The organism is Flavobacterium sp. IC2-16, assembly GCF_055521455.1.
Genome location: NZ_CM145480.1, coordinates 1743006 through 1769881 on the forward strand (window position 1 = coordinate 1743006; position 26876 = coordinate 1769881).

Annotated in this window: 19 protein-coding genes; 11 read left to right on the top strand and 8 right to left on the bottom strand. The window is 36.0% G+C overall.

What is annotated here, in order from left to right:
* Nucleotides 1-3: 3 nt before the first annotated feature.
* From ACZ1JT_RS07860 to ACZ1JT_RS07870, 3 genes are all read right to left on the bottom strand, one after another.
* A complete protein-coding gene (locus tag ACZ1JT_RS07860; protein WP_465093290.1) occupies nt 4-627 on the bottom strand; it encodes a bifunctional nuclease family protein in 624 nt (207 codons plus the stop codon).
* A gap of 92 nt (nt 628-719) precedes the next feature.
* Nucleotides 720-1688, bottom strand: coding sequence for an electron transfer flavoprotein subunit alpha/FixB family protein (locus tag ACZ1JT_RS07865; RefSeq protein WP_465093291.1), 969 nt, complete (start codon nt 1686-1688; stop codon nt 720-722).
* A 78-nt stretch (nt 1689-1766) separates the two neighbouring features.
* Complete coding sequence (locus tag ACZ1JT_RS07870; RefSeq protein WP_465093292.1) at nt 1767-2513, bottom strand: electron transfer flavoprotein subunit beta/FixA family protein; 747 nt, start codon at nt 2511-2513, stop codon at nt 1767-1769.
* A 323-nt stretch (nt 2514-2836) separates the two neighbouring features.
* On the opposite strand from ACZ1JT_RS07870, the gene ACZ1JT_RS07875 reads away from it, so the two are divergent.
* The 9 genes from ACZ1JT_RS07875 to ACZ1JT_RS07915 all read left to right on the top strand — a co-directional run bounded on the left by ACZ1JT_RS07875 (nt 2837) and on the right by ACZ1JT_RS07915 (nt 16805).
* Nucleotides 2837-3814, top strand: coding sequence for a pyruvate dehydrogenase complex E1 component subunit beta (locus ACZ1JT_RS07875; protein WP_465093293.1), 978 nt, complete (start codon nt 2837-2839; stop codon nt 3812-3814).
* A gap of 65 nt (nt 3815-3879) precedes the next feature.
* Complete coding sequence (locus tag ACZ1JT_RS07880; RefSeq protein WP_465093294.1) at nt 3880-6360, top strand: DUF5686 and carboxypeptidase-like regulatory domain-containing protein; 2481 nt, start codon at nt 3880-3882, stop codon at nt 6358-6360.
* Nucleotides 6360-6962 carry a DNA-3-methyladenine glycosylase family protein gene (locus tag ACZ1JT_RS07885; RefSeq protein WP_465093295.1) on the top strand — a complete coding sequence of 201 codons (603 nt, stop codon included), beginning with the start codon at nt 6360-6362 and terminating at the stop codon, nt 6960-6962. Before ACZ1JT_RS07880 ends, ACZ1JT_RS07885 begins: the two co-directional genes overlap by 1 nt.
* A gap of 106 nt (nt 6963-7068) precedes the next feature.
* Nucleotides 7069-7599, top strand: coding sequence for an inorganic diphosphatase (locus ACZ1JT_RS07890; protein ID WP_465093296.1), 531 nt, complete (start codon nt 7069-7071; stop codon nt 7597-7599).
* Between the two features lie 114 nt (nt 7600-7713).
* Nucleotides 7714-10287 carry a sodium-translocating pyrophosphatase gene (locus ACZ1JT_RS07895; protein ID WP_465093297.1) on the top strand — a complete coding sequence of 858 codons (2574 nt, stop codon included), beginning with the start codon at nt 7714-7716 and terminating at the stop codon, nt 10285-10287.
* A gap of 83 nt (nt 10288-10370) precedes the next feature.
* Entirely contained in the window at nt 10371-12638 is a 2268-nt protein-coding gene (locus ACZ1JT_RS07900) for a beta-N-acetylhexosaminidase (RefSeq protein WP_465093298.1), read from the top strand.
* An 11-nt stretch (nt 12639-12649) separates the two neighbouring features.
* Nucleotides 12650-13675, top strand: a complete 1026-nt coding sequence (locus tag ACZ1JT_RS07905; RefSeq protein WP_465093299.1) for an isoaspartyl peptidase/L-asparaginase family protein — start codon at nt 12650-12652, stop codon at nt 13673-13675.
* The gene (locus ACZ1JT_RS07910; protein ID WP_465093300.1) at nt 13675-14343 is read left to right on the top strand and encodes a copper homeostasis protein CutC; all 669 of its coding nucleotides are present in this window, start codon (nt 13675-13677) and stop codon (nt 14341-14343) included. The genes ACZ1JT_RS07905 and ACZ1JT_RS07910 overlap by 1 nt, the downstream gene beginning before the upstream one ends.
* The gene (locus tag ACZ1JT_RS07915) at nt 14343-16805 is read left to right on the top strand and encodes a glycoside hydrolase family 2 protein (RefSeq protein WP_465093301.1); all 2463 of its coding nucleotides are present in this window, start codon (nt 14343-14345) and stop codon (nt 16803-16805) included. The genes ACZ1JT_RS07910 and ACZ1JT_RS07915 overlap by 1 nt, the downstream gene beginning before the upstream one ends.
* 1 nt (nt 16806) lies before the next feature.
* Here the strand turns inward: ACZ1JT_RS07915 and ACZ1JT_RS07920 are convergent, their stop codons facing one another.
* From ACZ1JT_RS07920 to ACZ1JT_RS07930, 3 genes are all read right to left on the bottom strand, one after another.
* On the bottom strand, nt 16807-17208 hold the full coding sequence (locus ACZ1JT_RS07920; RefSeq protein ID WP_465093302.1) for a hypothetical protein: 402 nt from the start codon (nt 17206-17208) through the stop codon (nt 16807-16809).
* A gap of 98 nt (nt 17209-17306) precedes the next feature.
* Entirely contained in the window at nt 17307-17921 is a 615-nt protein-coding gene (locus ACZ1JT_RS07925) for a deoxynucleoside kinase (RefSeq protein WP_465093303.1), read from the bottom strand.
* Complete coding sequence (locus tag ACZ1JT_RS07930; RefSeq protein ID WP_465093304.1) at nt 17921-18712, bottom strand: hypothetical protein; 792 nt, start codon at nt 18710-18712, stop codon at nt 17921-17923. Before ACZ1JT_RS07930 ends, ACZ1JT_RS07925 begins: the two co-directional genes overlap by 1 nt.
* 110 nt (nt 18713-18822) lie before the next feature.
* Here ACZ1JT_RS07930 and ACZ1JT_RS07935 point away from each other — a divergent pair, with 110 nt between their 5' ends.
* Both ACZ1JT_RS07935 and ACZ1JT_RS07940 read left to right on the top strand, forming a co-directional pair.
* On the top strand, nt 18823-19725 hold the full coding sequence (locus tag ACZ1JT_RS07935) for a GLPGLI family protein (protein WP_465093305.1): 903 nt from the start codon (nt 18823-18825) through the stop codon (nt 19723-19725).
* Between the two features lie 30 nt (nt 19726-19755).
* Nucleotides 19756-22509, top strand: a complete 2754-nt coding sequence (locus ACZ1JT_RS07940; RefSeq protein WP_465093306.1) for a carboxypeptidase regulatory-like domain-containing protein — start codon at nt 19756-19758, stop codon at nt 22507-22509.
* Between the two features lie 27 nt (nt 22510-22536).
* On the opposite strand, the gene ACZ1JT_RS07945 is transcribed toward ACZ1JT_RS07940, so the two are convergent.
* Nucleotides 22537-24909 (bottom strand): tail fiber domain-containing protein, encoded by a 2373-nt coding sequence (locus ACZ1JT_RS07945; RefSeq protein WP_465093307.1) that lies wholly within the window; start codon nt 24907-24909, stop codon nt 22537-22539.
* Between the two features lie 103 nt (nt 24910-25012).
* Nucleotides 25013-26263 carry a methionine adenosyltransferase gene (gene metK / locus ACZ1JT_RS07950; RefSeq protein WP_465093308.1) on the bottom strand — a complete coding sequence of 417 codons (1251 nt, stop codon included), beginning with the start codon at nt 26261-26263 and terminating at the stop codon, nt 25013-25015.
* Between the last annotated feature and the right edge of the window lie 613 nt (nt 26264-26876).

The following is a 26876-nucleotide window of genomic DNA, read 5'->3' on the forward strand; positions in this document are numbered from 1 at the left end:
TTTTTACGATTCTCTTTTAGAGATTTCATCTCTAATTTTAGCGGCTTTTTCATAATCTTCATTTTGAACAGCACTGTCAAGAAGATCATACAATTCGTCTAATGCGTATTGTGTGTATGTTTCGCCGGTTACCGATTCTTCTCCAACTAAACCAAAAGTTTCAGGGCTGGTTAGAGGGTCGTCATTTTCTTCTGATTTGCCTTCTTCAGGATTTACTTTTAGATAAATACCGGCTTTATCCAAAATGTTTTTATATGTAAAAATAGGGGCATTGAATCGCAATGCCAAAGCAATGGCATCCGAAGTTCTCGCATCTATAATTTCTTCAATTCGATCTCTTTCACAAATAATGCTGGAATAAAAAACACCATCAACTAATTTATGAATGATTACTTGTTTGACAACAATATCGAAACGGTCTGCAAAATTTTTAAATAAATCGTGGGTTAATGGTCTTGGTGGTCTGATTTCTTTTTCCAAAGCAATGGCGATGGATTGCGCTTCAAAGGCGCCAATAACTATTGGGAGTTTTCGTTCGCCGTCTACCTCGTTAAGAATAAGTGCATAAGCACCATTTTGGGTTTGGCTGTACGATATTCCTTTTATGGTAAGTTTTACTAAGCTCATATTCTGTTAATAAACAAGGGCTGTCTAAAACAAAGATACAAACTATCTTCAATTTAGACAGCCCTTTTATAGGCGCAAATTAACTAAAAATATTAATGTTGTGCTGCTTTAAAAGCTTTTAATTTTTCGATTAATTGAGGAACAACTTGGAAAGCATCTCCTACAACTCCATAATCAGCTACTTTGAAGAAAGGAGCTTCAGGATCAGAATTGATTACTACTTTAACTTTCGAAGAATTGATTCCTGCAATGTGTTGGATTGCTCCCGAAATACCTACGGCTATATAAAGGTTAGCTGCAACTGGTTTTCCGGTTTGTCCTACGTGTTCGCTGTGAGGTCTCCAATCTAAATCGGATACCGGTTTTGAACAAGCTGTAGCCGCACCTAATACAGAGGCTAATTCTTCAATCATTCCCCAGTTTTCAGGACCTTTTAGCCCACGTCCTGCAGAAACTACAATTTCAGCATCAGCAATGGTTACTTTTCCAGTTACTTTTTCAACAGATTCAATTTTTACAGAGAAATCAGCATCGTTTAAAGAAGGAGTAAAATCTTCTTCAGATAATGATGAAGCAGATTCAATTAAACCAAATGAGTTTTTAGCAATTCCTAAAACTTTTACATCCGTTGTGATTTCTGTAATATTGAATGCTTTGTTTGAGAAAGCGTTTCTTTTTACTGTAAAAGGAGAAGTGCTTTCTGGTAGCGCTACTACGTTTGAAGCATATCCTGCATTTAATCCTACAGCTACAAGTGGAGCCAAGTATAATGAATCGGTTGTAGATGATAAGATAACTACTTTGGTGCCTTCTTTTTGAGCTGCTTGTTTAATAATATCAGCATAAGCTTTTGCATTGAAAGTGCCTAATTTGTCATTAGAAACTTTTAATACTTTGTCTACTCCGTATTTTGATAAACCGGAAACATCGCCTGCGTTAATTGTAACGGCAGTAACGGTTGTTCCCATTGATGAAGCTACTTTCTTAGCATAAGAAGCCAATTCGAAAGCTACTTTTTTAAATTTTCCTTCTGCGGATTCCGCGTATATTAAAATTGACATAATTTCTATTATTTTGAATGTTGAATTCTAAATTTTAAATGACTTTATGATTCATCATTTATAATTCAAAATTTAAAATTAGATTACCTTCGCTTCGTTGTGTAATAAGTTGATTAACTCGTCTAGATTATCAGGACTAACTAGTTTTACTGCCGATTTAGCTGCGGGTTTTTCGAATTTCACAGCTTTAGTGTTGTTGTCAGCTCCAACTGGTTCTAAAATAGTTAATGCTTTAGTTCTTGCAGTCATGATTCCGCGCATGTTCGGAATGCGTAAATCTTTTTCTTCAACTAAACCTTTTTGTCCACCAATTACTAAGGGTAAATTAGCAGAGATAGTTTCTTTACCACCATCAATTTCTCTAACTGCTTTTGCCGAAGTACCATTGATATCTAAACCAATGCAAGAGTTAACAAAATCAGCACCTGTTAAAGCGGCTAACATTCCTGGTACCATACCGCCGTTGTAATCTAAAGATTCTTTACCAGCAATTACTAAATCATATCCACCTTGTTTTACAACTTCAGCCAATTGTTTAGCAACAAAAAAACCATCTGTAGGGTTAGCGTTTACGCGAATAGCTTCGTCAGCACCAATTGCTAATGCTTTTCTAAGAGTAGCTTCAGCGTCAGTGCCACCAACGTTAACTACAGTAACATTAGCGCCTTGTTGTTCTTTAAACCATATAGCTCTGGTTAAACCGAATTCATCATTTGGATTGATTACGAATTGAACTCCGTTAGTATCGAATTCAGAATCACCATTAATGAAATTAATTTTTGAAGTAGTATCAGGCACATGGCTGATGCAAACTAATATTTTCATTTTTATAAAGTTATAATGTTGATTATTTTAAGGGACGAATTTAAGGAAATATTTTCAATAAAATAGTATGCGTGCATAATAAATATGAATTTAGTAGCAAATAAGATATATTTTGTTTGAATGTGAAAAAATGAATACTTTTTCGAATTGTTTTTTGTTTATAATGCAGTTTTTATTTTGTTTGAAAACGAATATTTTAATTTTTATAGTACACTGTTTAATCTTTTTTTGAAATAAATTCACCTAAAAAACATTACTTAACAAATAACTGATATAAAATTTTTATTTTTGCCATTCAATAATTTTGGATTAAAGACAAATACATGAGAACGATACAGTTTAGAGAAGCGGTTTGTGAAGCAATGAGCGAAGAAATGCGTCGCGACGAATCGGTATATTTAATGGGTGAAGAAGTTGCAGAATACAATGGTGCTTATAAAGCGTCAAAAGGTATGTTAGACGAGTTCGGACCTAAAAGAGTTATCGATACACCAATTGCAGAACTTGGTTTTGCAGGTATTGCAGTTGGATCAGCCATGAATGGTTGTCGCCCAATTGTAGAATTCATGACATTCAATTTCTCTTTGGTAGGTATTGATCAGATTATCAATAACGCTGCAAAAATGCGTCAAATGTCTGCAGGTCAATTTCCTATGCCAATGGTCTTCCGTGGGCCAACTGCTTCAGCAGGTCAGTTAGGGGCAACACACTCACAAGCTTTCGAAAATTGGTTTGCTAATACACCGGGATTAAAAGTTGTAGTTCCATCAACACCGTATGATGCAAAAGGCTTGTTAAAAGCAGCAATTCGCGACAATGATCCTGTAATCTTCATGGAATCGGAGCAAATGTATGGGGATAAAGGCGAAGTTCCTGAAGGAGAATATATTATTCCTCTTGGTGTTGCAGATGTGAAAAGAGAAGGTAGCGATGTGACTATTGTGTCTTTCGGTAAAATTATAAAAGAAGCTTTTTTGGCAGCAGATGAATTGGCTAAAGAAGGTATTTCTTGTGAAATTATAGATTTGAGAACGGTTCGTCCGATGGATTACGATACTATTTTGAATTCTGTTAAAAAAACCAATCGTTTGGTGGTTTTAGAAGAGGCTTGGCCTTTCGCTTCTGTGGCTTCCGAAATTACGTATATGGTTCAAGAAAAAGCATTCGATTATTTAGATGCACCAGTGCAAAGAATAACTACTGCTGATACACCAGCGCCATATTCGCCAGTCTTATTAAAAGAATGGTTGCCAAATTCAACCGATGTAATTAAAGCGGTTAAAAAAGTAATGTACAAGTAATTAAAAATACTTTATATTTGAAACTTCATCAGTAATTCGCTGGTGAAGTTTTTTTTTGAATATATATGAGAAAGTTTTTTCTGTTTATAGCTTTATTTTTAGCAGTTTATTCCATTCAGGCTCAAACCAAAGTTGGTGGTGTGGTTTACGATGAAACGAACCAACCTATGGGGTATGCGAATGTTTTTTTTAAAGGTTCTACGGAAGGTATTGTAGCCGATGAAAATGGTCGGTTTTACTTGCAATCCGACAAAACATATAAAACTTTAGTAGCTTCGTTTGTCGGATATAAAGCAGTTGAGATAACCTTAACGCAGGCTGTTAATCTAAACATGAAGATTACGATTGTTCCTGATAATCAGTTACAAGAAGTTAAAATATACACCGGAAAAACATCTAAAAAAAATAACCCGGCAATCGATATTCTTCGAAAAATTTGGGCTCGAAAAAGAAAGAACGGACTTAATATGTTCAATCAATATCAGTACGATAAATACGAGAAGATTGAATTTGATTTGAATTCCATAGATAGTGCCTTCATGTCTAGTAAGATTTTTAAAGGAATGGAATTTATTTGGGATAGAATTGATACGTCAAGAGTTACTGGTAAGGCGTTTTTACCCATCTTTATCAATGAAAATTTAAGTGAAGTTTATGCCGATAATGCTAATGGAAAGAAGAAGGAAATTATTACCGCTAGTAAAAATTCCGGGTTAGGACAAGGGGATGGTGTAACTACATTCATTAAAGATTTGTATGCCGAATACGATATCTACAATAATTATCTAAAGTTTTTCGATAAAGACTTTGTGAGCCCACTGTCCAGAACGGGTATCAATGTGTATAATTATGTATTGGCCGATAGTGCTTATGTTGATAATAAATGGTGTTATAATATTATTTATTACCCTAGAAGAAAAAACGAGCTAACTTTTAAAGGTGATTTTTGGGTTAACGACACAACTTTTGCAATTAAAAAAATTAACCTTGAGGCAAGTAAAAGTGCCAATATCAACTGGGTTAAAGAAATATATATTGAGCAAGAGTTTGAAGTTTTGAACGATTCGGTTTTTTTGTTGAAAAGAGATCATATGATGTCTGACTTCAGTTTTTCTAAGAAAGAAAAAGCAAGAGGCGTCTATGGTAAACGTACATCATTATATCGAAATCATCAATTTAACATCCCAAAAGATGATAAATTCTATAAGCAGGAAGTTGATAATTTCGATGCCGATGTTTTTAATAAATCCGATGCGTTTTGGGAAGAAAATCGTTTTGAAAACCTTAATAAAAACGAGAAAAGTATCTACGGTTTGCTGGATACATTAAACACGATACCAAAGTTCAAACGTATATATAATGTAGCTACCGTTCTTGCTAGTGGTTATATCGAAATTCCAAAGTGGAAAATGGATTATGGACCTATTTTTTCAACGTTCGGATATAATAATGTTGAAGGTATGCGTCTGCGTGCGGGTGGAAGAACCTATTTCGGTCCTAATGATACTTGGCGTTTACAAGGATATACTGCTTATGGTTTTAGTGATCATCAGGTAAAATATGGTTTATCTGGTAAATGGTTATTGAATAACAAAAACAGACTAATTATTTCCGGAGGAAATCGCCGTGATATTGAGCAAATTGGTGTGAGTTTAACTACAACAAATGATGTTTTAGGAAGAAGTTTTGCATCCAATTCATTGTTCTCAAGCGGAAACAATAATAAGTTGACATCTATTAATTTGTCGACAGTATCTGTAGAAATGGAACCAATCAAGAATTTAACTTTTCAAACCGGACTTACCTATAGAACCTTGAAGTCGGCTTGGGATAAATTTAGTCTTGATTTTTATGATGAAAATGGAAATGTCCAAAGTCAAGTCAAGCAAGCGGAATGGAATTTCATGATAGATTATACTCCAAAACGAAAAACTGTTGGTCATGGAGTAGAACGTCAGTTGGTCGATTATAATTTCCCAAGAGTCTTTGTAAACTACAGTCACGGGATGAAAGATGTGTTTAATAGTGATTTCAATTATCAGAAATTGCAATTGTATTACCGTCAACCAATTTTAATTGGTGGCTTCGGACGTTTGTTTCCAACATTTGAAACCGGTAAAATATTTGGTAAAGTACCCCTTGGTTTAATGGGGGTAATTCCGGGTAATCAGTCGTATTTTCAAATCGATAATACCTACAACTTGTTAAACTATTACGAATTTGTTGCCGATGAATATGTGTCGCTTCACTTGGAGCACCACTTTAACGGAAGGTTGTTTTCAAGGGTTCCGTTATTGCGAAAGCTAAATTGGAGAGAAATTATCGGAATCAAAGGCGTTTACGGAACGGTGTCTGATGATAATAAAGCAATAAACGCTTCCGGACTTACCTATTTGGCTCCAGAAAAAGGATATTGGGAATACCACGCAGGTGTTGGGAATATTTTTAAATGTTTTCGTGTTGATTTTTGCTGGAGAGGTAGTTACTTGAACTTGCCAGATGCAAACAAATTTGGAATTAAAGGTTCGTTTGGATTTTATTTCTAATGAAAGAAAGTGTTGATTTTTTACTCGAAAAAGAAGAAAAATTCAGAAAAATTGTCTCTTTGTATGGGAAACCTGTTTTTGTAAAGCGACCTTCTGGCTTCGAAACATTATGCTTATTGATATTGGAACAACAAGTTTCCATCGATTCGGCAAAAGCTACTTTTTTGAAGTTAAAAAATGCAATTCCTGATTTTAGACCTGCTGCGCTTCTGGATTTTTCCGATGAGGCTTTTCGAACTTGTGGTGTAAGTCGACAAAAAACAAGTTATCTCAAAGCACTTTCGCAAGCTATTATAACTGAAGAATTAGATGTGGATGGTTTGGTACTAAAAGATGCTGAAAGTGTGCGCGCCGAATTAATAAAAATCAAGGGAATTGGACATTGGACCATCGATGTTTATTTGATGTTTTGTTTGCAATCGCCAGATATTATTCCGTTAGGAGATATTGCAGTGGTAAATACCATTAAAGAATTGTTCGATATTCACGAAAAATCAGAAATGGAATCGTATGCCGAAAAATGGAAACCTTATCGTTCGGCGGCCACATTTTTTCTTTGGCATTATTATCTTCAGAAAAGAGGCCGGAAAAATCCATATTAAAAATTCGTTAGGGAATTGCTAAATCGTTTTTTTACTTTTTATATTTCTTGTAAGTCAGCTTGTTTTGTCCTACTTTTGCACCCTCAAAATAAAATAGATAGTAAAAATGACAGCTGATAAAGTAACAACTTTTGATGTATTAGTGGAAATTCCTCGTGGAAGCCGAAACAAATACGAATACGATTTCGATTTAAAAAGAATGCGTTTTGATAGAATGCTTTTTTCATCAATGATGTACCCTGCCGATTATGGTTTTATTCCAGAAACGTTAGCATTAGATGGTGATCCGTTGGATGTTTTGGTTTTGGTTACTAAACCAACTTTTCCAGGTTGTGTTATCGAAGTAAAACCAATCGGAGTGTTTCATATGGCAGATGATAAAGGACCAGATGAGAAAATTATTTGTGTACCGGTTTCAGATCCAATCTGGAATAAATTAGAAGATTTAAGTGATATGAATCCGCACTTGGTTAAAGAAATCGAACATTTCTTCCAAGTATATAAAGATTTAGAGAACAAGAAAGTTGATGTTGAAGGATGGGGTGATGTTAACGATGCTAAACGAATTTTAAAGTTATGCGTAGAGCGTTTTAATGCTATAGAAAACAAACCTGCTGGCCTGTTCAGTATCAAATAATAAATTTTCATAAAATTTTATAAAAAAAGCAATGTTCTAAAAAGAATGTTGCTTTTTTATTTGTTTTGGTTTCGTTATATTTACGAAAATTAACTAAATACCAAAACCAATTTTATGGAGAAAATGATTGTTTATGTGCCAATTGTATTGGCCATACTAGGTCTTGTGTTCATGGGAATCAAAGCCGCTTGGGTGAAGAGTCAGGACGCAGGTGACGAGAAAATGCAAGGCATTTCGAAAAGTATTCAAGAAGGCGCAATGGCATTCTTGAAAGCCGAATACAGAATTCTGGCTGTTTTTGTTGTAATTGCTTCTGTTGCATTATTTACAGTTTCCCGATTTGTGGAAACATCACATTGGATTATTGTGGTAGCTTTTGTTTTCGGCGCTTTCTTCTCAGCACTTGCCGGAAACATCGGTATGCGTATCGCTACTCAAGCGAATGTACGTACTACTCAGGCTGCTAAAACCAGTTTGCCTCAAGCCTTAAAAGTTTCTTTTTCTGGAGGAACAGTTATGGGGCTAGGTGTTGCTGGATTAGCAGTTTTAGGCTTAAGTATATTTTTCATTTTGTTTACCAATATGTTTGTTACTGGAGCGGGTAATTTCTATGATGAAATGACTGTTGCTCTAGAATCACTAGCTGGATTTTCGCTTGGAGCAGAATCTATTGCATTGTTTGCTCGCGTAGGTGGAGGTATCTATACTAAAGCGGCAGACGTTGGTGCGGATTTAGTAGGTAAAGTAGAAGCAGGAATTCCGGAAGATGATCCGCGTAACCCTGCAACTATTGCTGATAATGTTGGTGATAATGTTGGTGATGTGGCTGGTATGGGTGCCGATTTATTTGGTTCGTACGTGGCTACCGTATTAGCATCAATGGTGTTAGGAAATTATATTATTAAAGATATGACTGAAGCCGCAGGTTCTCAGTTTTCCGATGCATTTAATGGAATGGGGCCAATCTTGCTGCCTTTAGTAATTGCTGGAACAGGAATCTTGTCTTCAATCATCGGTACCTTTTTTGTGAAAATCAAAAATAACGATGCCAAAGAGGCTCAAGTACAAAGTGCCTTAAACCTTGGAAATTATGTTTCTTTAGCATTAACGGTTGTTGCATGTTGGTTTTTAATCGATATGATGTTGCCGGAAACCATCAATATGAAATTTTTTGGTGAAGGAATGAAAGCAATTCCAAGTCGTCATGTATTCTATGCTACCTTAGTAGGATTAGCTGTAGGTTGGTTGATTTCTGCTTTTACCGAGTATTATACTGCTTTAGGAAAAAAACCGGTTTTAAATATCGTTCAAAATTCATCCACTGGAGCAGCAACTAATATTATTGCTGGATTAGCTACGGGTATGAAATCAACTTTTTCATCTGTAATTTTATTTGCAGCTGCAATTTGGGGTTCATATGAGTTGGCAGGTTTCTACGGAGTGGCAATTGCTGCTTCTGCAATGATGGCAACAACTGCAATGCAATTAGCAATCGATGCTTTCGGACCTATTGCTGATAACGCAGGAGGTGTAGCCGAAATGAGCGAACTACCAAAAGAAGTTCGTCAAAGAACAGACGTTTTAGATTCAGTTGGTAATACAACAGCGGCTGTAGGTAAAGGTTTTGCAATTGCTTCTGCTGCGTTAACTGCTTTAGCTTTATTTGCTGCATATGTAACATTTACAGGTATTGACGGTATTAATATTTTTAAAGCAGATGTATTGGCTGCTTTATTTATTGGAGGAATGATTCCTGTAATATTCTCGGCTTTAGCGATGCAGTCTGTTGGTAAAGCAGCCATGGATATGGTAAACGAAGTACGTCGTCAGTTCCGTGAAATTCCTGGAATTATGGAAGGAACTGGAAAACCGGAATATGGTAAATGTGTAGATATTTCAACACAAGCGGCTTTACGTGAAATGATGCTGCCAGGTGCTATCACTATTATTACACCAATTATTGTTGGAGCTTTAATGGGAGCTGAGGCGCTTGGAGGTTATATGGCTGGTGTGTGTGTATCTGGAGTATTATGGGCCATTTTCCAAAACAATGCTGGTGGTGCTTGGGATAACGCTAAAAAATCGTTTGAAGCGGGAGTTATGATTAATGGCGAAATGACTTTCAAAGGTTCTGATGCTCATAAAGCTGCTGTTACAGGAGATACGGTTGGAGATCCATTTAAAGATACTTCTGGACCTTCTATGAACATTTTAATCAAATTAACGTGTTTGGTAGGTTTGGTTATTGCACCAATTTTAGGAAGCGGGCATGGTCATGAAGCATCTTCGGAAAAAGGATCATGTTGTACGAAAATGGAAATGAAATCGTGTACAGCGAAATGCGATATGTCTAAAATCGCAACCATGACCAAAGACGAATGTGCTAAAATGTGTGATGAAATGGGCTGTAATGATGAAGAAAAAGCGATGTGCATGTCACATTTTGACGCTGATGGAAAATTCATGAAAAAAGCCGATTGTAAAATGGCTTGTTGTACAGATGCCGGTATGATGACTAAAGAAGTTTCAAAGCAAATCTCTATTCAGAAAGAAGAAATGAATGGTAAAGTGAAAGCAACCGTGAAAATTACTTCTGAAGTAAATGGAAAAGCAACTACTGAAGAAAAAGTTTTCGAAGGAACTGAAGCTGAAGTACAAGCTAAAATAGATGAGTTTAGGGATAAATAGTCTCTAAATAGTGATAATAAAAAGCTCCGCAATTTGTGGGGCTTTTTTATTTTAGTACTTTTAACTAAACAACAACACAAGTAATGAATAGGCTTTTTACGCTACTTTTTTTTATTATAACCACTGCTGGACTAGCTCAAAGTCAGTGGCCTTTAATTCCGCAACCCAAAGAATTAAAACTTCAGCAAGGGGATTTTGTTTTAAATAGTGGTACTTTAATATTAATTGGAAATTCAGAAAGTACTAATGAATTGCAATTGTTCAATCGGTTCTTACAAACGAATTATGGCTTTGAACTAATAACAACCAATAATTCTAAAAGTCCGTTAAATACAATTCAGATTCAGGTTGAAAACCCTAATCTTAACGATACTGGAGCGTATCAGTTGCAAGTTAATCAACAGCAAATAACCATTTCAGCAAAAAGTAACTTAGGGCTGTTTTATGCTTTTCAAACATTGCAACAATTATTACCACTAGAAAAAAGCGATGCAATACAAATTCCTTGTGTTGCGATAAAAGATGAACCTAAATACGCATGGCGTGGCATGCATTTGGATGTTTGCCGACATTTTTTTCCCAAAGGCTTTATAAAAAAGTATATCGATTATCTGGCAATGTATAAAATGAATACTTTTCATTGGCATTTAACCGACGATCAGGGTTGGCGTATCGAAATAAAAAAATACCCCAAGCTAACCGAAATTGGGGCCTGGCGAAAAGGTTCGATGGTTGGACATTACAACGATCAGAAATTTGATGATGTCGCTTATGGAGGTTTTTATACTCAGGAAGACATTAAAGAAATTGTGGCTTATGCTCAAAAACGGCATATTACTGTAGTTCCGGAAATAGAAATGCCTGGGCATGCAGTTGCTGCTTTAGCGTCATATCCCGAATTATCCTGCGCTGGAGGTCCTTTTGAAGTAGCGATGCAATGGGGTGTTTTAGACGATGTGTTTTGTCCTAAAGAAACTACTTTTCGATTTTTAAAAGATGTTTTAACGGAAGTTATGGCCTTGTTTCCGTCGGATTATATTCATATCGGAGGCGATGAAAGTCCGAAAGTTCGCTGGAAGAATTGTGCCCATTGTCAGGCTTTAATCCAAAAAGAAGGCTTGAAAGACGAGCACGAACTACAAAGTTATTTCATCAAACGCATCGAAAAATTTGTCAATTCCAATGGCCGAAAAATTATAGGTTGGGATGAGATTTTAGAAGGAGGCTTGGCCCCGAATGCAGCTGTAATGAGTTGGCGTGGTACGGAAGGCGGAATAGCTGCAGCCAAACAAAAACATTTTGTTGTTATGACACCGGGGTCTCATTGCTATTTCGATCATTATCAAGGTGAACCTAAGAACGAACCGATAGCTATAGGCGGATATACAACTGTTGAAAAAGTATATTCCTTAGAGCCAACTCCAAAAGAACTGACTTCTGAAGAAACAAAATACATTTTAGGCGCGCAAGGAAATCTTTGGACAGAATATATCAATACACCGGAACATGTCGAATATATGGTCATGCCAAGAATGGCGGCTTTGTCGGAGGTGGTTTGGGGAACTTCCCAGCCTGATAATTATAAAGCGTTTCAAGACCGGCTTCTTCAACATTTTTCAGTGTATGAGAAAAGAGGCATTAATTACAGTCGTTCAATTTATGAAGTAACTTCTAAGGTTGGTCCATCGGATAATGGAAAAGGCGTGCTTTTTAGTTTAAAATCAGCAAAAGAAGGAATCTTTTATACTACAAACGGATCAAATCCAACTCCAACTTCAACAGTATATGAAAAGCCTATCAATGTTACTCAAAGCCAAACAATAAAAGCCGCATATTTTGAAAATGGCAAACAAAAAAGCACCGTAATCGAACAATCGTTTTTCATTAGTAAATCGACTGGAAAAAAAATTACTTTACTGCATCAACCACATGAAAACTATGGTCTTGGAGGTAGTTTTACTTTGGTCGATGGAATGCGCGGTAACATGGAGAAATACGGGCGTGATTGGATTGGTTTCTGGGGAAAAGATTTGGAGGCAACCATCGATTTAGGCAAAAAACAATGCGTTTCCAAAGTGACGGTAGATGTGTTAACCAATGACGGAAGCTGGATTCATTATCCGAAATATGTTGAAGTTATGACTTCCAAAGATGGAAAAGTATTTCAATCGGCAAAGAAAGTTGCAGTAGAAGAAATCATTAAGATGAAAGGTGTTGTCGAAATGAAATTTAAAAAACAAAAAGTAAAGTTTATCAGGGTGATAGCGCCTAATGCTGGAAAAATACCCGATGGTAAACCTGGCGCAGGTTCAGATTGCTGGTTGTTCGTCGACGAAATTATGGTGGAATAAAAATTTAAAATATGGCAAATCGTAGAAATTTTTTAAAAACAACAGCCATCGCTTCCGTAGCGGTAGCATTGAATGCCTTTCGTGGAAAATCGGAAGAGGAGCCGATTATTTCTTCTGGGAAAGTTAAAACCCGAGCTACAGGCGAACGGAGCGGAGCTAAACCAATCGTATTGTCTACTTGGCGGTTTGGAATTCCTGCCAATGAGGCCGCTTGGGAAGTGTTAAAAAATAATGGTCGCGCACTTGATGCAGTGGAAGCCGGAGTAAAAATTCCGGAAGGTGATCCAAACGAACGTAGTGTAGGTTATGGAGGACGCCCCGATCGTGATGGTCGTGTAACTCTTGATTCTTGTATTATGGATGAGTATTCCAACATTGGTTCGGTGGCTTGTTTAGAGCATATCAAACATCCGATTTCTGTTGCTAGAGCCGTGATGGAAAAAACACCGCATGTGATGTTGGTAGGTGAAGGAGCGCTTCAGTTTGCTTTGTCACAGGGTTATAAAAGAGAAAATCTGTTGGTGGACGCTTCCGAAAAAGAATGGAAAGAATGGCTAAAAACCAGCAATTACAAACCTATTGCAAATATTGAAAATCACGATACTATTGGAATGATTGCGTTAGATGCGCACGGTAATTTGTCCGGAGCCTGTACCACAAGCGGTATGGCGTATAAAATGCACGGTCGTGTGGGAGATTCTCCTATTATCGGAGCCGGGTTGTATGTGGATAATGAAATCGGAGCGGCAACGGCAACCGGTCATGGAGAAGAAGTTATCCGAATTGCCGGATGTCATTTGGTAGTGGAACTGATGCGTCAGGGGAAATCACCGCAAAAAGCCTGTGAGGAAGCCGTAATGAGAATTGTAAAACTGACAAAAAATCGAAACAAAAATTTGAAAGACATACAGGTTGGATTCATTGCTTTGAATAAAAAAGGAGAGCACGGGTCTTACTGTGTTCAAGGCGGTTTTAATTATGCGAAGTACGACGAGTCCGGAAACAAATTAATTGATGCCGATTATTTTTTACGATAATGAGAAAAATTGAAATTGCTTGTTTTAATCCTGAATCAGCCCTAATCGCACAAGAAGGCGGAGCTGATAGAATCGAGATTTGCGACAATATTAAAGAAGGCGGTACCACACCCAATCTTGAGATTGTCAGACAAACCAAAGAAAAAGTAGCCATTCCTTTATATGTGATGATTCGTCCGCGAGGAGGGAATTTTACCTATTCGGAAGCAGAATACCAACAAATGAAAAATGAGATACAGGTTTTTAAAGAAATTGGAATTAACGGTTTTGTGTTTGGGATTCTAAATGATGATAAAAGAGTTAATGTGCAGCAATGTTCAGAATTGGTAGCGTTAGCGAAACCATTACCCTGTACGTTTCACAGAGCTTTTGATGAGGTTCAGAATGTTTTACAATCGTTGGAAGAAGTTATTCAATGTGGGTTTTCCACTATTCTAACTTCAGGAACAATGCCTAATGTAACCGAAGGTGTTTCCGTTTTAAAACAACTGGTGGATAAAGCCAACAATCGAATTGCTATTATGCCCGGTGGCGGATTACGTTCGACGAATATCAATACGATTCAACAACAAACCAATGCTGGATTTTATCATTCTTCTGCCATAACTGATGGAAGTGAAACAGCTAATATTGAGGAAGTACAAGCTTTAAAATCCCATCTTGAGTAATGAAAAAACAGTTGTCACTTTTATTGGTTTTTTGCTTTTCCATTATCGCTTTAGGACAAAGTTTTCAACGGGATTTAGGAGCTGAAAACTGGGGTTTTCGAAAAAAAGGCGACGCGAAATGGCTCAAAGCGTCGGTGCCTGGCACAGTGCATACCGATTTGCTTCAAAATAAAAGCATCGAAAATCCATTCTTTGGAACCAATGAAAAACAATTGCAATGGATTGAAAATGAAGGCTGGGAATACAAAACAAATTTCACCATTAGATCGGAAGAATTAAAAAATGAAGTTGTCGAGCTACGATTTGACGGTCTGGATACGTATGCTGAGGTTTTCTTAAACGGTAAATCAATTCTCAAAGCCGATAACATGTTTCGTACTTGGAAAATTGATGTCAAAAAGTTCCTGGTTAAAGGGGACAACACCTTGCAAGTCGTTTTTGATGCTGCGGTCAAGAAAGGAAAAGAAGCAGCAGTGAAATTGCCATACACTTTGCCGGGGGATGAAAAAATATTTACGCGAAAAGCCCAATACCAGTATGGATGGGATTGGGGACCGCGCTTTGTGACCGCTGGAATCTGGAAGAAAGTACAGTTGAATTTTTATAATGCTGCAAGCATTGAAAATGTAAAGTTCGAGCAAAAAACCTTAACGGATGCGAAAGCGGAGCTGTTATTTGTAATTACTGTGGCTTGTAAAAAATCAGGAACTTACGGTTTGAAAGTCAACGAGAAAACTGAAAACATATCCTTGAAAAAAGGGATACAACAGATAAAAATTTCCTATGAAATTCAAGAGCCCAAACGATGGTGGAGTAATGGTTTGGGAGAAGCGCATTTGTATCCGTTTCAACTTTTTCTGACGCGAGGTCATCAAACGTTGGATAAATACGAGCTGAATATTGGACTTCGTACATTAGAATTAGTGCAGGAAAAAGATCAAGCAGGGAAAAGTTTTTATTTCAAATTGAACGGCGTACCGGTATTTATGAAAGGCGCCAACGTTATTCCTCCAGATAGTTTTCTACCTCGAGCCAAAGATTCGGTGTATCAAAAAATGGTAAAAAACGCCGTGGATGCCAACATGAACATGCTTCGCGTTTGGGGTGGCGGTGTGTATGCAGACGATGCTTTTTACAACGAATGCGATAAAAACGGAATATTGGTCTGGCAGGATTTCATGTTTGCCTGTGCTATGTATCCTGGCGATGAACAGTTTCTGCAAAATGTAAAGCAAGAAGTAATCGACAATGTAAATCGCTTACAAAATCATCCCAGTCTAGCACTTTGGTGTGGCAATAATGAAAATGATGAAGGTTGGCATAATTGGGGTTGGCAGAAAGAGTACAGATATTCGGCTCAGGATTCTACTAAAATTTGGAATGATTACAAAAGGCTGTTTCATGATGTAATTCCGAAAACCTTAGACAGTCTTTTGTCGAAAGAAAAAAATATTTACTGGCCTTCGTCTCCTTCAATTGGTTGGGGCAGAAAGGAAAGTTTGCTGCAAGGCGATTCTCATTATTGGGGCGTTTGGTGGGGCATGGAGCCTTTTGAAATTTACAAGCAGAAAGTTGGTCGTTTTATGAGTGAATATGGTTTTCAGGGGATGCCAGACTTAATAACTTTTAAAGCATTCGCAAAAGAAAACGAATGGAATTTGAATTCCGAAGCGGTTAAAAACCATCAAAAGCACCCGACTGGCTATCAAACGATACAAACCTATATGGAACGGGAATATAAAATTCCTGAGAAATTTGAAGACTATCTTTATGTTTCACAACTCTTACAGGCTGAAGGAATGAAAACGGCAATCGAAGCCCATCGAAGAGCTAAACCGTATTGCATGGGGACTTTGTATTGGCAATTCAATGATTGTTGGCCTGTGACCTCTTGGAGCTCGGTGGATTATTTTGGAAACTGGAAGGCATTTCATTATCAAGTGAAACGTAGTTTTGATGCGGTTTTGGTTTCCGTGAACGAAGAAGAGAATCACTATAAAGTTTATGTGGTAAATGATGCTTTAACCGATAAACAGGCAAGACTGAATATGCAATTGCTGTCGTTTGACGGTGATGTTTTGTGGCAAAATACAAAGTCAGTTACGGTAGAAGCTAACAGTTCAAAAGTGTATTTTGCGATAGATAAAAAGGAATTAGGGACTTTTAATCCAAAACAAACCGCGCTTTCCGTTCAATTGGTGTTGCCGGATTATTTAGAAAAAAGAGCTTTGTATTATTTTGTAAAACCAAAAGAACTGCAGTTAAAATCTCCGAAAATTGTTGTGAGTCAAATTGATAATACTACCATCGAAGTTACAACCGATGTTCTGGCTAAAAATGTGTTTTTGGAAGCAGGAACCGTAAAATTCGAAGATAATTATTTTGACTTGTTACCTGGTGAAGTCAAGCTAATTCAGTTTGAGGGTGAAATCAAAAGTGTGAAAGTGAAAAGTCTTTATTAACTTAAAAAGTTAAAGTTGTATCCGAGCTATTTTTCCACTTAAAGGAATCTTGAAAAATCAAATAGCCTACAAATAGTGTAGCGGCTGTAATAGATGTTGTAGTTAATAGTGTAGAAGTTACCCGATCAGGCTCTTTTATCGTTTTAATGCTATTAGGATTTAAAACTATTCTAGCTATTTTACCGTTGTTTTTCTTAAGGCCATAATAAATTGTGTCTGACTTTTCAATACGCTTGAAAACCAATTTTCGATCAGTGACGGTTGTTATCTTTACTTTACGGTTTGAGGCTACTGCTTCATCTAAGGTTATTGGTGCACTTTTGTATACGGTGCAACTCTGAAACAATAAGAGCAATGCAAAAAATATACTTATGCTTGCCGTTTTTACTAATTTTTTGCTCATCTGATGAAACATTAAGATTAAACAAAAATAAGTTTGTGTAGTTATGGAGACATATTAAAGATACAAAAAATCCCGATTGATTTTCGGGATTGTATATTTTAAAAAAGACCGTTGATTTCAGCGTTGATTCGTTCAATTACACTTCCTAAATCTTCAGGTTTGTTTACAAAATCAATATTGTCAACATCTATAATTAAAAGTTTGCCTTTGTTGTAGGTTTGAATCCAAGCTTCATAGCGTTCATTTAACCTGCTCAAATAATCAATCGAAATACTATTTTCATATTCACGTCCTCTTTTGTGAATCTGAGCTACTAAATTCGGAATGGAACTTCTTAAGTAAATTAATAAATCGGGAGCGCCAACCAAGTTTTCCATCAGCTCAAATAACGACGAATAATTTTCGTAATCGCGATTGCTCATTAAGCCCATGGCGTGTAAGTTTGGAGCAAATATGTGTGCATCTTCGTATATAGTACGGTCTTGTATGATTTTTTTACCACTTTCTCGAATTTGTAATATTTGACGAAAACGACTGTTGAGAAAGTAAATCTGAAGATTGAATGACCATCGGTCCATTGAATGATAAAAATCATCCAAATACGGATTGTCAACTACATCTTCAAAATGAGGTTCCCATTTAAAATTTTTAGCTAAAAGTCGTGTAAGAGTAGTTTTTCCCGCACCAATATTTCCTGCAACAGCTATGTACATTATGGTAAAATTATTTTGTAATTTCTTATTTCGTTGTCTGTAAAAATAGATAAAATTTGTTCTTTATAACAAAAACTTTTTATGCTTTTTTCGGGCAAAGCAATGATTTGTGAAGTTTCTTTAGTCAAATCGTAAATACTTATAATTGTATCTTTTTTTAACAAAATTTGATTCGAAGCGATAATTTGTACAGCATCGAAATCTGGCGTTTTTCCAACATAATTGATTTTTCCGAATACGTTGGAAACATACAAATTATGTTCAGTGTCTATCCAATAAAAATAATTGTAATCCGATTGACAATAGATGATTGGATTTAAAAAAGGATTGGAAATTGGACTAAAATGTAAGGTTCTATAATTGTATAATCCTAAACGTTGACTGGCAAAATCAAACATCCAAAATCTATTCTGACTTGCCAAGCGAACATGTTGCGGAATTAAATCGGGATTAGTTTCAGAAAAATTTATTTTCAGTGTTTCACTAAGCTGGCTGTCTACCAAAACTACCGAGTTCATGGCTTTGAAGAACAAAACTATTTGTAGTGGATTTTGTAAATCTATAGTTTCGGGTTTTCCTAAAGAAACGTTTCTGTAATTGAATTTGCGTGTTTCGTTTTCTTTTATGAAATCATTATTTTGTAGAGTGTATAGAAATCCAAAAGCATCAGTTCCAATAAAACTTTCGGCAGTTGTTTTAGAAGTTGAAATTAATTGGGTTTCAATTGTGCCTTCTTGACCAAAGCTAAAGCAGAACCAACAAAAAATAAGGAGTTTAGATAACATTTTCATAAAAGCCAAATTACAAATAAACCTTTTATAAAAATAATAGTCTAAAGAAATAAATTTGTAACAAATCATCAATTTATTCGTCTAATTTTACTTAAATAGAAACTAAAAAAATGAAAAAATCATTATTTACAGGAATTGCATTGTTTCTGAGTGCTTTTTCTTTGTTCGCACAAGAATTTCAAGGGGTGGCAGTGTATGAGTCTAAAACCAGTACGGCCGATTTTAAATCTCGTATGGATGGTAATAAAGATATTACGCCAGAGATGCGTCAAATGATTGAGGAACGAATGAAAAAAATGTTCGAGAAAACCTTTATACTAAATTTTGATAAAGCGGCGTCTATTTATAAAGAAGAAGAAAAGCTTGATGCGCCAGGACAAGGAGGTGGTGGTTTTCGTATGATGGGCTCTATGATGGGCGGTGGCGGAACTTATTATAAAAATGTAAAAGAAAAAACCTATACGGTAGACAAAGAGTTTATGGGTAAAGAGTTTTTAGTGGTAGATACACTTCCAAAACTAAATTGGAAATTGGAATCGGAAACTAAAAAAATTGGTGATTATACTTGTTATAAAGCAACGGCATTAAAACCGGTAGATGCTTCTGATATGCGTAATTATCGTGAAAAAAAGAAAAAAGAAGGGGAAGAGAAAAACGGAGAAGAGAAAAAACAATCTACCAATTTTATGGATGATTATGAAATGCCAAAAGAAATTTTAATTACGGCGTGGTATACACCAGAAGTACCTATTAATCAAGGTCCGGAAGGATATTGGGGATTGCCAGGTTTGATTTTGGAAGTTAACGATGGTAAAACCGTAATTATGTGTTCTAAATTGGTTATGAATACTAAAGATAAAGCCGAGATTAAAGCTTCTAAAAAAGGTAAAGTAGTAACTCAAAAAGAATACAACGAGATTGTGACCAAAAAAATGGAAGAAATGCGTGAGCAATTCCAGTCTCAAGGTGGAAATAGAGGCGGAGGAGTACATATGAGAATGGGGGGAAGATAATAGGAAATAAACCACACAGAAATCAATCTAATGAAAAAACTATTTTTCCTGTTGTCATTTTTGATAGCAAGTATTTCCTATTCCCAATCTGTAAAATTTGAAGGAACCATAAAAGATACTGCCGGTTTAGCTCTTGAAATGGCTAATATTATGGCAGTTAACCAAGCTACAAAGGCTATGGATGGTTACTCTATAACGAATGAAAAAGGGAAGTTTCAGATTCTTTTAAATCCTAATGCAACCTATAACATTAAAGTGAGTTATGTTGGTTTTCAGCCGTATGAAACGACTATTAAAACAACAACTGAACCCATTGTTAAAAATATTGTATTGCAAGAAGGCACGATGCTAAATGAGATTGAAATTGTAAAAGAAATGCCAGTTTCCATTAGCGGGGACACTATTATATACAATTCCGATTCTTTTCGTAATGGTACCGAACGCAAACTAGAAGATGTCTTGAAAAAGCTTCCAGGTGTTGAAGTGAATAAGGATGGTGAAATTCAGGTAGAAGGGAAGACCGTTCAAAAGGTAATGGTGGAAGGGAAGGACTTTTTTGATGGTGATACTAAAATTGCTACTAAAAATATTCCTGCCGATGCTTTAGATAAAATCCAGGTTTTACGTAACTACAATGAAGTTTCTAGCCTAAAAGGACTTGAAAATAACGAAGAAAATATTGCCATAAACATTAAACTAAAAGAAGGTAAGAAAAACTTTTGGTTTGGAGATATGACGGCAGGTATTGGTGTTGGTCATAAAGAAGATCGCCATATTATCAATCCGAAGCTCTTTTATTATAATCCTAAATATAGCGTGAATGTAATTGGTAATCTGAATAACATTGGAGAATTACCTTTAACCATGCAGGATTATTTTAAATTCACAGGAGGATTTAAAAATATGATGCGTAGAGGTGGAACCAGTTTTAATGTTGCTTCAAACGATTTGGGAATCTTAGGTTTAAGAAACAACCAAGCCAAACAAATTGATACTAAATTTGGAGCAGCTAATTTTAGTTATAATCCATCTAAAGCTTGGACTTTGAGTGGTTTCGGAATTGTAATGGGAAGTCAAACCGATTTGCAAACCGATTCTAAAACAACTCGTGTGGATAAAAATGGAACCACAACCATAAATGAGGAAACTTCAACTACTAAGCAAGACAGTCGTTTGGGATTGTTCAAATTGAGTTCAAGTTACGTGCCTTCCGAAAAGGTGCATTTTGACTATGATGCTTTAACGAAGTTTTCAAAACAAGATGAACTAACAACCTTGTTGTCGAATTCAGTAATTAGTTCAACTTCGGGGACCGCTTCTTTTTTCAATGACGTATATTCTAAAAAGAAGCAAAATCCATTTTCATTTAATCAAAATTTAAATTATTACTACACGCTGAATGATAAAAATGTATTTGCATTCGAAATGCAACACATGTATCAGGATGAAGATCCATTTTATAATGCCAATTTAGCCATTCAGCCTTTTATGTTTGCTGGATACAATACTTCGCAAACTCGTAATGATGTAACGCAAAACCGATTTGTAAAAACCAATAAAATAGACGCTAAGTTTGATTATTATTACATGGTTACTCCAAAAAGCAATATTGATGTGACTTTAGGAAATACTTATTCGTATCAAAACTTTGATTCTCATATTTTTCAAATCTTAGATAATGGTAGTCAAAATGATTTGAATGCTCCAGAGAACAATAACGATGTTAGCTATATTTTTAATGATGTGTTTTTAGGATTGCATTATAAGTTCATCAAAGGGAAATTTACATTTAATCCTGGGTTTACCGCACACAATTATCAAATGATTGATGATCAGTTAGACTCGTCAAATAAAAAATCATTTAATCGTGTTTTACCTGATTTTTATGCATTGTGGCAACTTAAAAAAGCTGAAACGCTTACTTATAATTTTACAATTACAAATAACTTCACCGATATTAATAAGCTGGCACAAGGTGCTGTTTTTTCGAATTATAATAGTTTGTTCCGAGGTAATAGAATGTTAGAGAATTCTTTGTCGCAAGTTCACGCATTGCGTTACTTCAAATACAATATGTTTAATTTCGAAAATATCTTTGGTAATCTAACCTATACAAGACAAGTAGATGGCGTTAAAAGTAGGGCTTTGTTAACAGGTATTAATCAAGAATCTACATCAGTAAACATGAATTCGGCTTTTGCGGATGAAACTTTTTCTGGAAGCGGAACCTATGGACGTTCATTTTTAAGATATTATAAAGGTTCGCTTGGGGCAAGTTTAAATTGGAGTAAGTTTAATAATATTCGTGTGTACCCAGATGCCGATTCTGATCCAAACAATAATCCAACAGAAATTCAAAGTACAGAATCGTTTACTCAAAATTATAATTTGAAATTTTCTACAAATTATAAGAAAATACCAAACATTGAAGTTGGATATAATTTTACGGTAAACGACTATTCTAACGATACTTACTATGTTGATAGTCCATCGGTAACTTTAGAATACTACTTTTTAGATGCTTTTTCGTTTACTTCGGAATATACGTTCTATCATAACCGAAACAAATCGAAAACAGTCAATAATGAATATGATTTCTTGACAGCGGCTTTAATGTACCAAAAGAAAGATAGCAAATGGGAATGGAAATTATCTGGAACCAATTTGTTAAACACAGGTTCGTTAAACAATAGTAGCTTTAGTCAATTAGGTGGGACGAGTAGTTTCTCCAGTTACATTGTACAACCGAGATATTTGATTTTAAGTTTGAAATATGCACTGTAAAAAAAGCCTGACTTAGTCAGGCTTTTTTTATTTTAATAGTAGTTGTTCTATTCTGTCAAGTCTTTTCTTCAATATTTCGTTTTCTTTTTTCAATTCAAGTATGGTTTCTTGTTGTTCTTGAACTGCTTTTACCAAAGGAACTACAAACTCTGCATAACGAAGACCGTAGTAGTCATTGCTGTTTTTAGGTTTATCAACGCCACTAAATTTATATCCGATAGTATTTGCTGTTGCTTCCACTTCTTGTGCTATGAAACCAGTTTGTGTCTCTTGCTCTTTTTCATTTTGAGATTGTTTCAGCTTTTCTGGAATTGCAACTTCAGAATTTGGAAGTTTTAAGTTGTAAGTCACCGGCCGAAGTTTAGTAATGAAAGCTAAACCGGGTACATTTTCAACGATATTGGTTTTTAATCTTCTGTCGGATACATTCGACCAATTAGCATATCCGCCAATACTGGTTACACTATTGTTCCCAATTCGAACTTGGTTGCTAGCTGTGTTAGTTGAAAAAGCACCAATAGAAGTAGCGTTGTTATATGAGCCTGAATTTGAAGCGGATAACCCAATATTGGTGTTGAATGTTCCGTTTACAAAAGTAGTATTTCCGATACCTATATTATTGGTGTTTTGTACTGCAATTCCTTTGCCTATAGCAATACTATTTTCATCTGCCGATGATTGATATCCTATTGAAATTGCGCTTTCGTTTGCAGTAGTGCTATAACCAATAGCAATGCTGTTGTTTGGAAATGCAAAATTCGTCATCTGTGAGCCTGCTCCAATGGCGACATTGTTTTGACCTATGTTATTTTGAAGTAACGCACTAGAGCCTAAAGCGATATTGTTTGATCCGGTTCCGTTGTTGCTAAGTGCATCAATACCTATTCCAATGTTACCAGTTCCTGAGGAGTTGTTGTGTAAAGCTCTTGGAGCAATGGCTACATTTGAACCACCGCTTGAGGAGGATAGTGTTTGTGGTCCAATGGCGGTGTTGTCTGGTCCAATTGCATTATAAAGTGCTTGGTTTCCTACGGCTGTACTGTTATCGCTTTGAGCATTTGATAAATATCCTATGGCAGTAGAATTTTGTCCCGTTGCAAATGAACCATACCCAATAGCGACATTGTTTGCATATGCTAACGTTTGGTATCCAATGGCAATAGCGTTGGTGTTTGCAGTGTTGTTATAGCCAATAGCTACACTGTTTTGTGGTGTTGAGGAGTTGTTCATCTGAGAGCCAATTCCTATGGCAATATTATTATTTCCCGAAGCATTCTGTAATAAAGCGCTTGTTCCTAAGGCAATATTGTTTGATCCTCCATTATTATTGCTTAAAGCATCAGAACCAATGCCAATATTTCCATATCCCATTGTATTACTTCTTAGGGCTCTTGGCGCAATAGCGACATTTGAGCTTCCGTTTGAACTAATTAATGTATAAGGGCCGATGGCTGTATTTTCAAGACCTGTCGCGGAAGATAGGGCTAAATAACCAATGGCAGTTGTATAGTCGCTTTGTGCATTTGTTGAGTATCCAATTGCAGTAGCGTAATTTCCAAGAGCCATAGAACGGTAGCCTATTGCGGTATTGTTGCTTAACGCTGAAGATTGATAACCAATAGCGATTGCATTTTCATTGGCACTATTACTGTATCCAATAGCGATACTATTATTTGTTGTGGTGAAATTAGACATTTGTGAGCCAGAACCTATGGCTATATTATTTCCGCCAGTATTGTTTTGTAACAATGCACTCGATCCAATTGCAACATTTCCATAACCACCTGTATTGTTGCGAAGTGCATCTACACCAATGCCAACATTTCCATATCCCGATTGATTGAGGAATAAAGTTCTTGATCCTACTCCAATATTCGATGAACCGTTCGTGTTACTGTTCAAACTGAAAATACCCAAAGCAGTATTGTCGTTGCCGGTTGATAGGTTGTTGTAGGAGGAATAGCCAAAAGACGTGTTTGTAGCTTTAATTCTTCCGGATTCTACATTGTTTCTTTTGAATACTAAATCCTGATTATCTGTGGTCCCAACGAAATCTGTTGTAGCATTTGTTCCTGTATTGCCTGTAAGGTTCCACCCTCCTGATGTTGCCCCTGCAATAGGTTGCCATGAAACGCTACTGTTTTTCCAGTAGTAGAAACCGGGTGTATTTGACCCTACTGTTGTTGTTAAATAAACCAGCATTCCATCCTGTGCAATGGTGGGATTTATCGCGGGAAAAGCATTGATTTTTGGTATCAAAATACCATCGGTGTTGGATGGTGAAGCTGAATTGCTTGAACGAATGTCTAGCTGGGCATTTGGATTTGTAGTGTTAATTCCAACTTGGGAATAAGTTGTCCACGACAAAAAGAATAGTATAAAGGTTATGATCTTTTGCATTTGTTAGATTTTTGCAAATAAATCACTTTTTTGTTATATAATAAATAAAAAACGACCTATTACATTAATAATAGGTCGTTTGCAATTTTTATGTCGAAAAGTATTACAATCCGAAAGCAGCTTTCACTTGGTCTACATAATCTAATTTTTCCCAAGTAAACAATTCTACAGTAACTGTTTTTTCATCACCGTTTGGTGATTTGAAAGTTTTGTTTACTGTTTCAGGTTTACGTCCCATATGTCCGTAAGCAGCTGTTTCACTGTAAATAGGATTTCTTAATTTCAAACGTTGTTCGATGAAATAAGGACGCATGTCAAAAATACCTTCTACTTTTTTAGCGATTTCTCCATCGGTTAAACTTACTTTGGAAGTACCGTAGGTATTGATGTAAATTCCCATCGGTTTAGCTACACCAATGGCGTAAGAAACCTGTACTAAAATTTCATCCGCGATTCCAGCTGCGACTAAGTTTTTAGCAATATGACGTGTGGCATATGCAGCTGAACGGTCTACTTTTGATGGGTCTTTTCCAGAGAAAGCACCACCACCATGAGCTCCTTTTCCTCCATACGTATCAACGATGATTTTTCTTCCTGTCAATCCAGTATCGCCGTGTGGGCCTCCAATTACGAATTTTCCAGTAGGGTTAATGTGGTACTGGATTTTATCGTTGAATAAATGTGCATACTGAGGGTATTTTGCAATAATTCTCGGAATTAAAATCTCGATGATATCTTTTTTGATCTTTGCTAACATTTCTGCTTCAGGACCAAAATCATCGTGTTGTGTAGATATCACAATAGCATCGATACGAACAGGTTTATTGTTGTTGTCGTACTCTAAAGTAACTTGAGATTTAGCATCGGGACGTAAGTAGGTAATAGCGGTGTTTTCTCTTCGTAATTCTGCTAATTCTTGTAATAATTTGTGCGACAAATCTAAGGCTAGTGGCATATAATCAGCCGTTTCGTTGGTTGCATAACCAAACATCATTCCTTGGTCTCCGGCACCTTGCTCTTCTTTGCTGGCGCGGTCTACTCCTTGATTGATGTCTTGAGATTGTTCGTGAATTGCCGATAAAACTCCACAAGAGTTCGCTTCAAACATGTATTCACTTTTTGTATAACCAATTTTCTTGATTACATCACGAGCAATTTGCTGTACATCAAGGTAGGTTTTAGATTTTACTTCACCGGCAAGAATTACTTGACCTGTAGTGACTAAGGTTTCACATGCTACTTTAGAATCGGCGTCAAAGGCCAAAAAGTTGTCGATTAATGCATCTGAAATTTGATCCGCTACTTTGTCCGGATGTCCTTCACTCACTGATTCTGACGTAAATAAATAAGCCATAGTTAAATTGTTTTAAAATTTAAGCGAGGAAAAAAATTGCAGGGATTGCCTAAAGGAGTAGTGTTACTGCTTTAGCATTTTTTATTGAGGTTGCAATCAGTTCAAATTTTTCCTCTCGATTTTCTGTTGCAAATGTATGAAAGAAATTTAATTATCAAACGAAACTTAACGTTTTTTTGAATTTTAAGAATTCGCAATGAAAAAGTAAATACAAAGTATTTAAATATATATAATTCAATTAAAAGTGTTAAAATTTATTTTTTTGTTTGGTGAATTCAAAATTAGTTATCAATTTTGCTCCATCAAAACTGAAAGAAAAGTGAATTCAATTAAGCGTTATATGTGTCATTTTATGTGGAAAATATCCGCAGAGGACCTTATTGCTTAGTTTTAAAATTTCATTTAAAATAAATAGCTAAAGCCTCTGCACACCGCAGAGGCTTTTTTTATTTTCTGCCAAATCAATAAAGACTTAAATAATTAATCAGAATAGAAAAAATGAAAACGACGGCAATTAAAAACATGTTTATGAAACGAATGATGTGCAAGTATATGCACCACATTCCCCATTATTGTTGCCGAAAGCGGAAGAGTTAATCTCAAGTTATAGTTC

Bases quoted from the DNA above. Each gene is read 5' to 3' on its own strand.
- ACZ1JT_RS07860 (WP_465093290.1), bottom strand. From the start codon at position 627: ATGAGCTTAGTAAAACTTACCATAAAAGGAATATCGTACAGCCAAACC.
- ACZ1JT_RS07865 (WP_465093291.1), bottom strand. From the start codon at position 1,688: ATGTCAATTTTAATATACGCGGAATCCGCAGAAGGAAAATTTAAAAAA.
- ACZ1JT_RS07870 (WP_465093292.1), bottom strand. From the start codon at position 2,513: ATGAAAATATTAGTTTGCATCAGCCATGTGCCTGATACTACTTCAAAA.
- ACZ1JT_RS07875 (WP_465093293.1), top strand. From the start codon at position 2,837: ATGAGAACGATACAGTTTAGAGAAGCGGTTTGTGAAGCAATGAGCGAA.
- ACZ1JT_RS07880 (WP_465093294.1), top strand. From the start codon at position 3,880: ATGAGAAAGTTTTTTCTGTTTATAGCTTTATTTTTAGCAGTTTATTCC.
- ACZ1JT_RS07885 (WP_465093295.1), top strand. From the start codon at position 6,360: ATGAAAGAAAGTGTTGATTTTTTACTCGAAAAAGAAGAAAAATTCAGA.
- ACZ1JT_RS07890 (WP_465093296.1), top strand. From the start codon at position 7,069: ATGACAGCTGATAAAGTAACAACTTTTGATGTATTAGTGGAAATTCCT.
- ACZ1JT_RS07895 (WP_465093297.1), top strand. From the start codon at position 7,714: ATGGAGAAAATGATTGTTTATGTGCCAATTGTATTGGCCATACTAGGT.
- ACZ1JT_RS07900 (WP_465093298.1), top strand. From the start codon at position 10,371: ATGAATAGGCTTTTTACGCTACTTTTTTTTATTATAACCACTGCTGGA.
- ACZ1JT_RS07905 (WP_465093299.1), top strand. From the start codon at position 12,650: ATGGCAAATCGTAGAAATTTTTTAAAAACAACAGCCATCGCTTCCGTA.
- ACZ1JT_RS07910 (WP_465093300.1), top strand. From the start codon at position 13,675: ATGAGAAAAATTGAAATTGCTTGTTTTAATCCTGAATCAGCCCTAATC.
- ACZ1JT_RS07915 (WP_465093301.1), top strand. From the start codon at position 14,343: ATGAAAAAACAGTTGTCACTTTTATTGGTTTTTTGCTTTTCCATTATC.
- ACZ1JT_RS07920 (WP_465093302.1), bottom strand. From the start codon at position 17,208: ATGAGCAAAAAATTAGTAAAAACGGCAAGCATAAGTATATTTTTTGCA.
- ACZ1JT_RS07925 (WP_465093303.1), bottom strand. From the start codon at position 17,921: ATGTACATAGCTGTTGCAGGAAATATTGGTGCGGGAAAAACTACTCTT.
- ACZ1JT_RS07930 (WP_465093304.1), bottom strand. From the start codon at position 18,712: ATGAAAATGTTATCTAAACTCCTTATTTTTTGTTGGTTCTGCTTTAGC.
- ACZ1JT_RS07935 (WP_465093305.1), top strand. From the start codon at position 18,823: ATGAAAAAATCATTATTTACAGGAATTGCATTGTTTCTGAGTGCTTTT.
- ACZ1JT_RS07940 (WP_465093306.1), top strand. From the start codon at position 19,756: ATGAAAAAACTATTTTTCCTGTTGTCATTTTTGATAGCAAGTATTTCC.
- ACZ1JT_RS07945 (WP_465093307.1), bottom strand. From the start codon at position 24,909: ATGCAAAAGATCATAACCTTTATACTATTCTTTTTGTCGTGGACAACT.
- metK (WP_465093308.1), bottom strand. From the start codon at position 26,263: ATGGCTTATTTATTTACGTCAGAATCAGTGAGTGAAGGACATCCGGAC.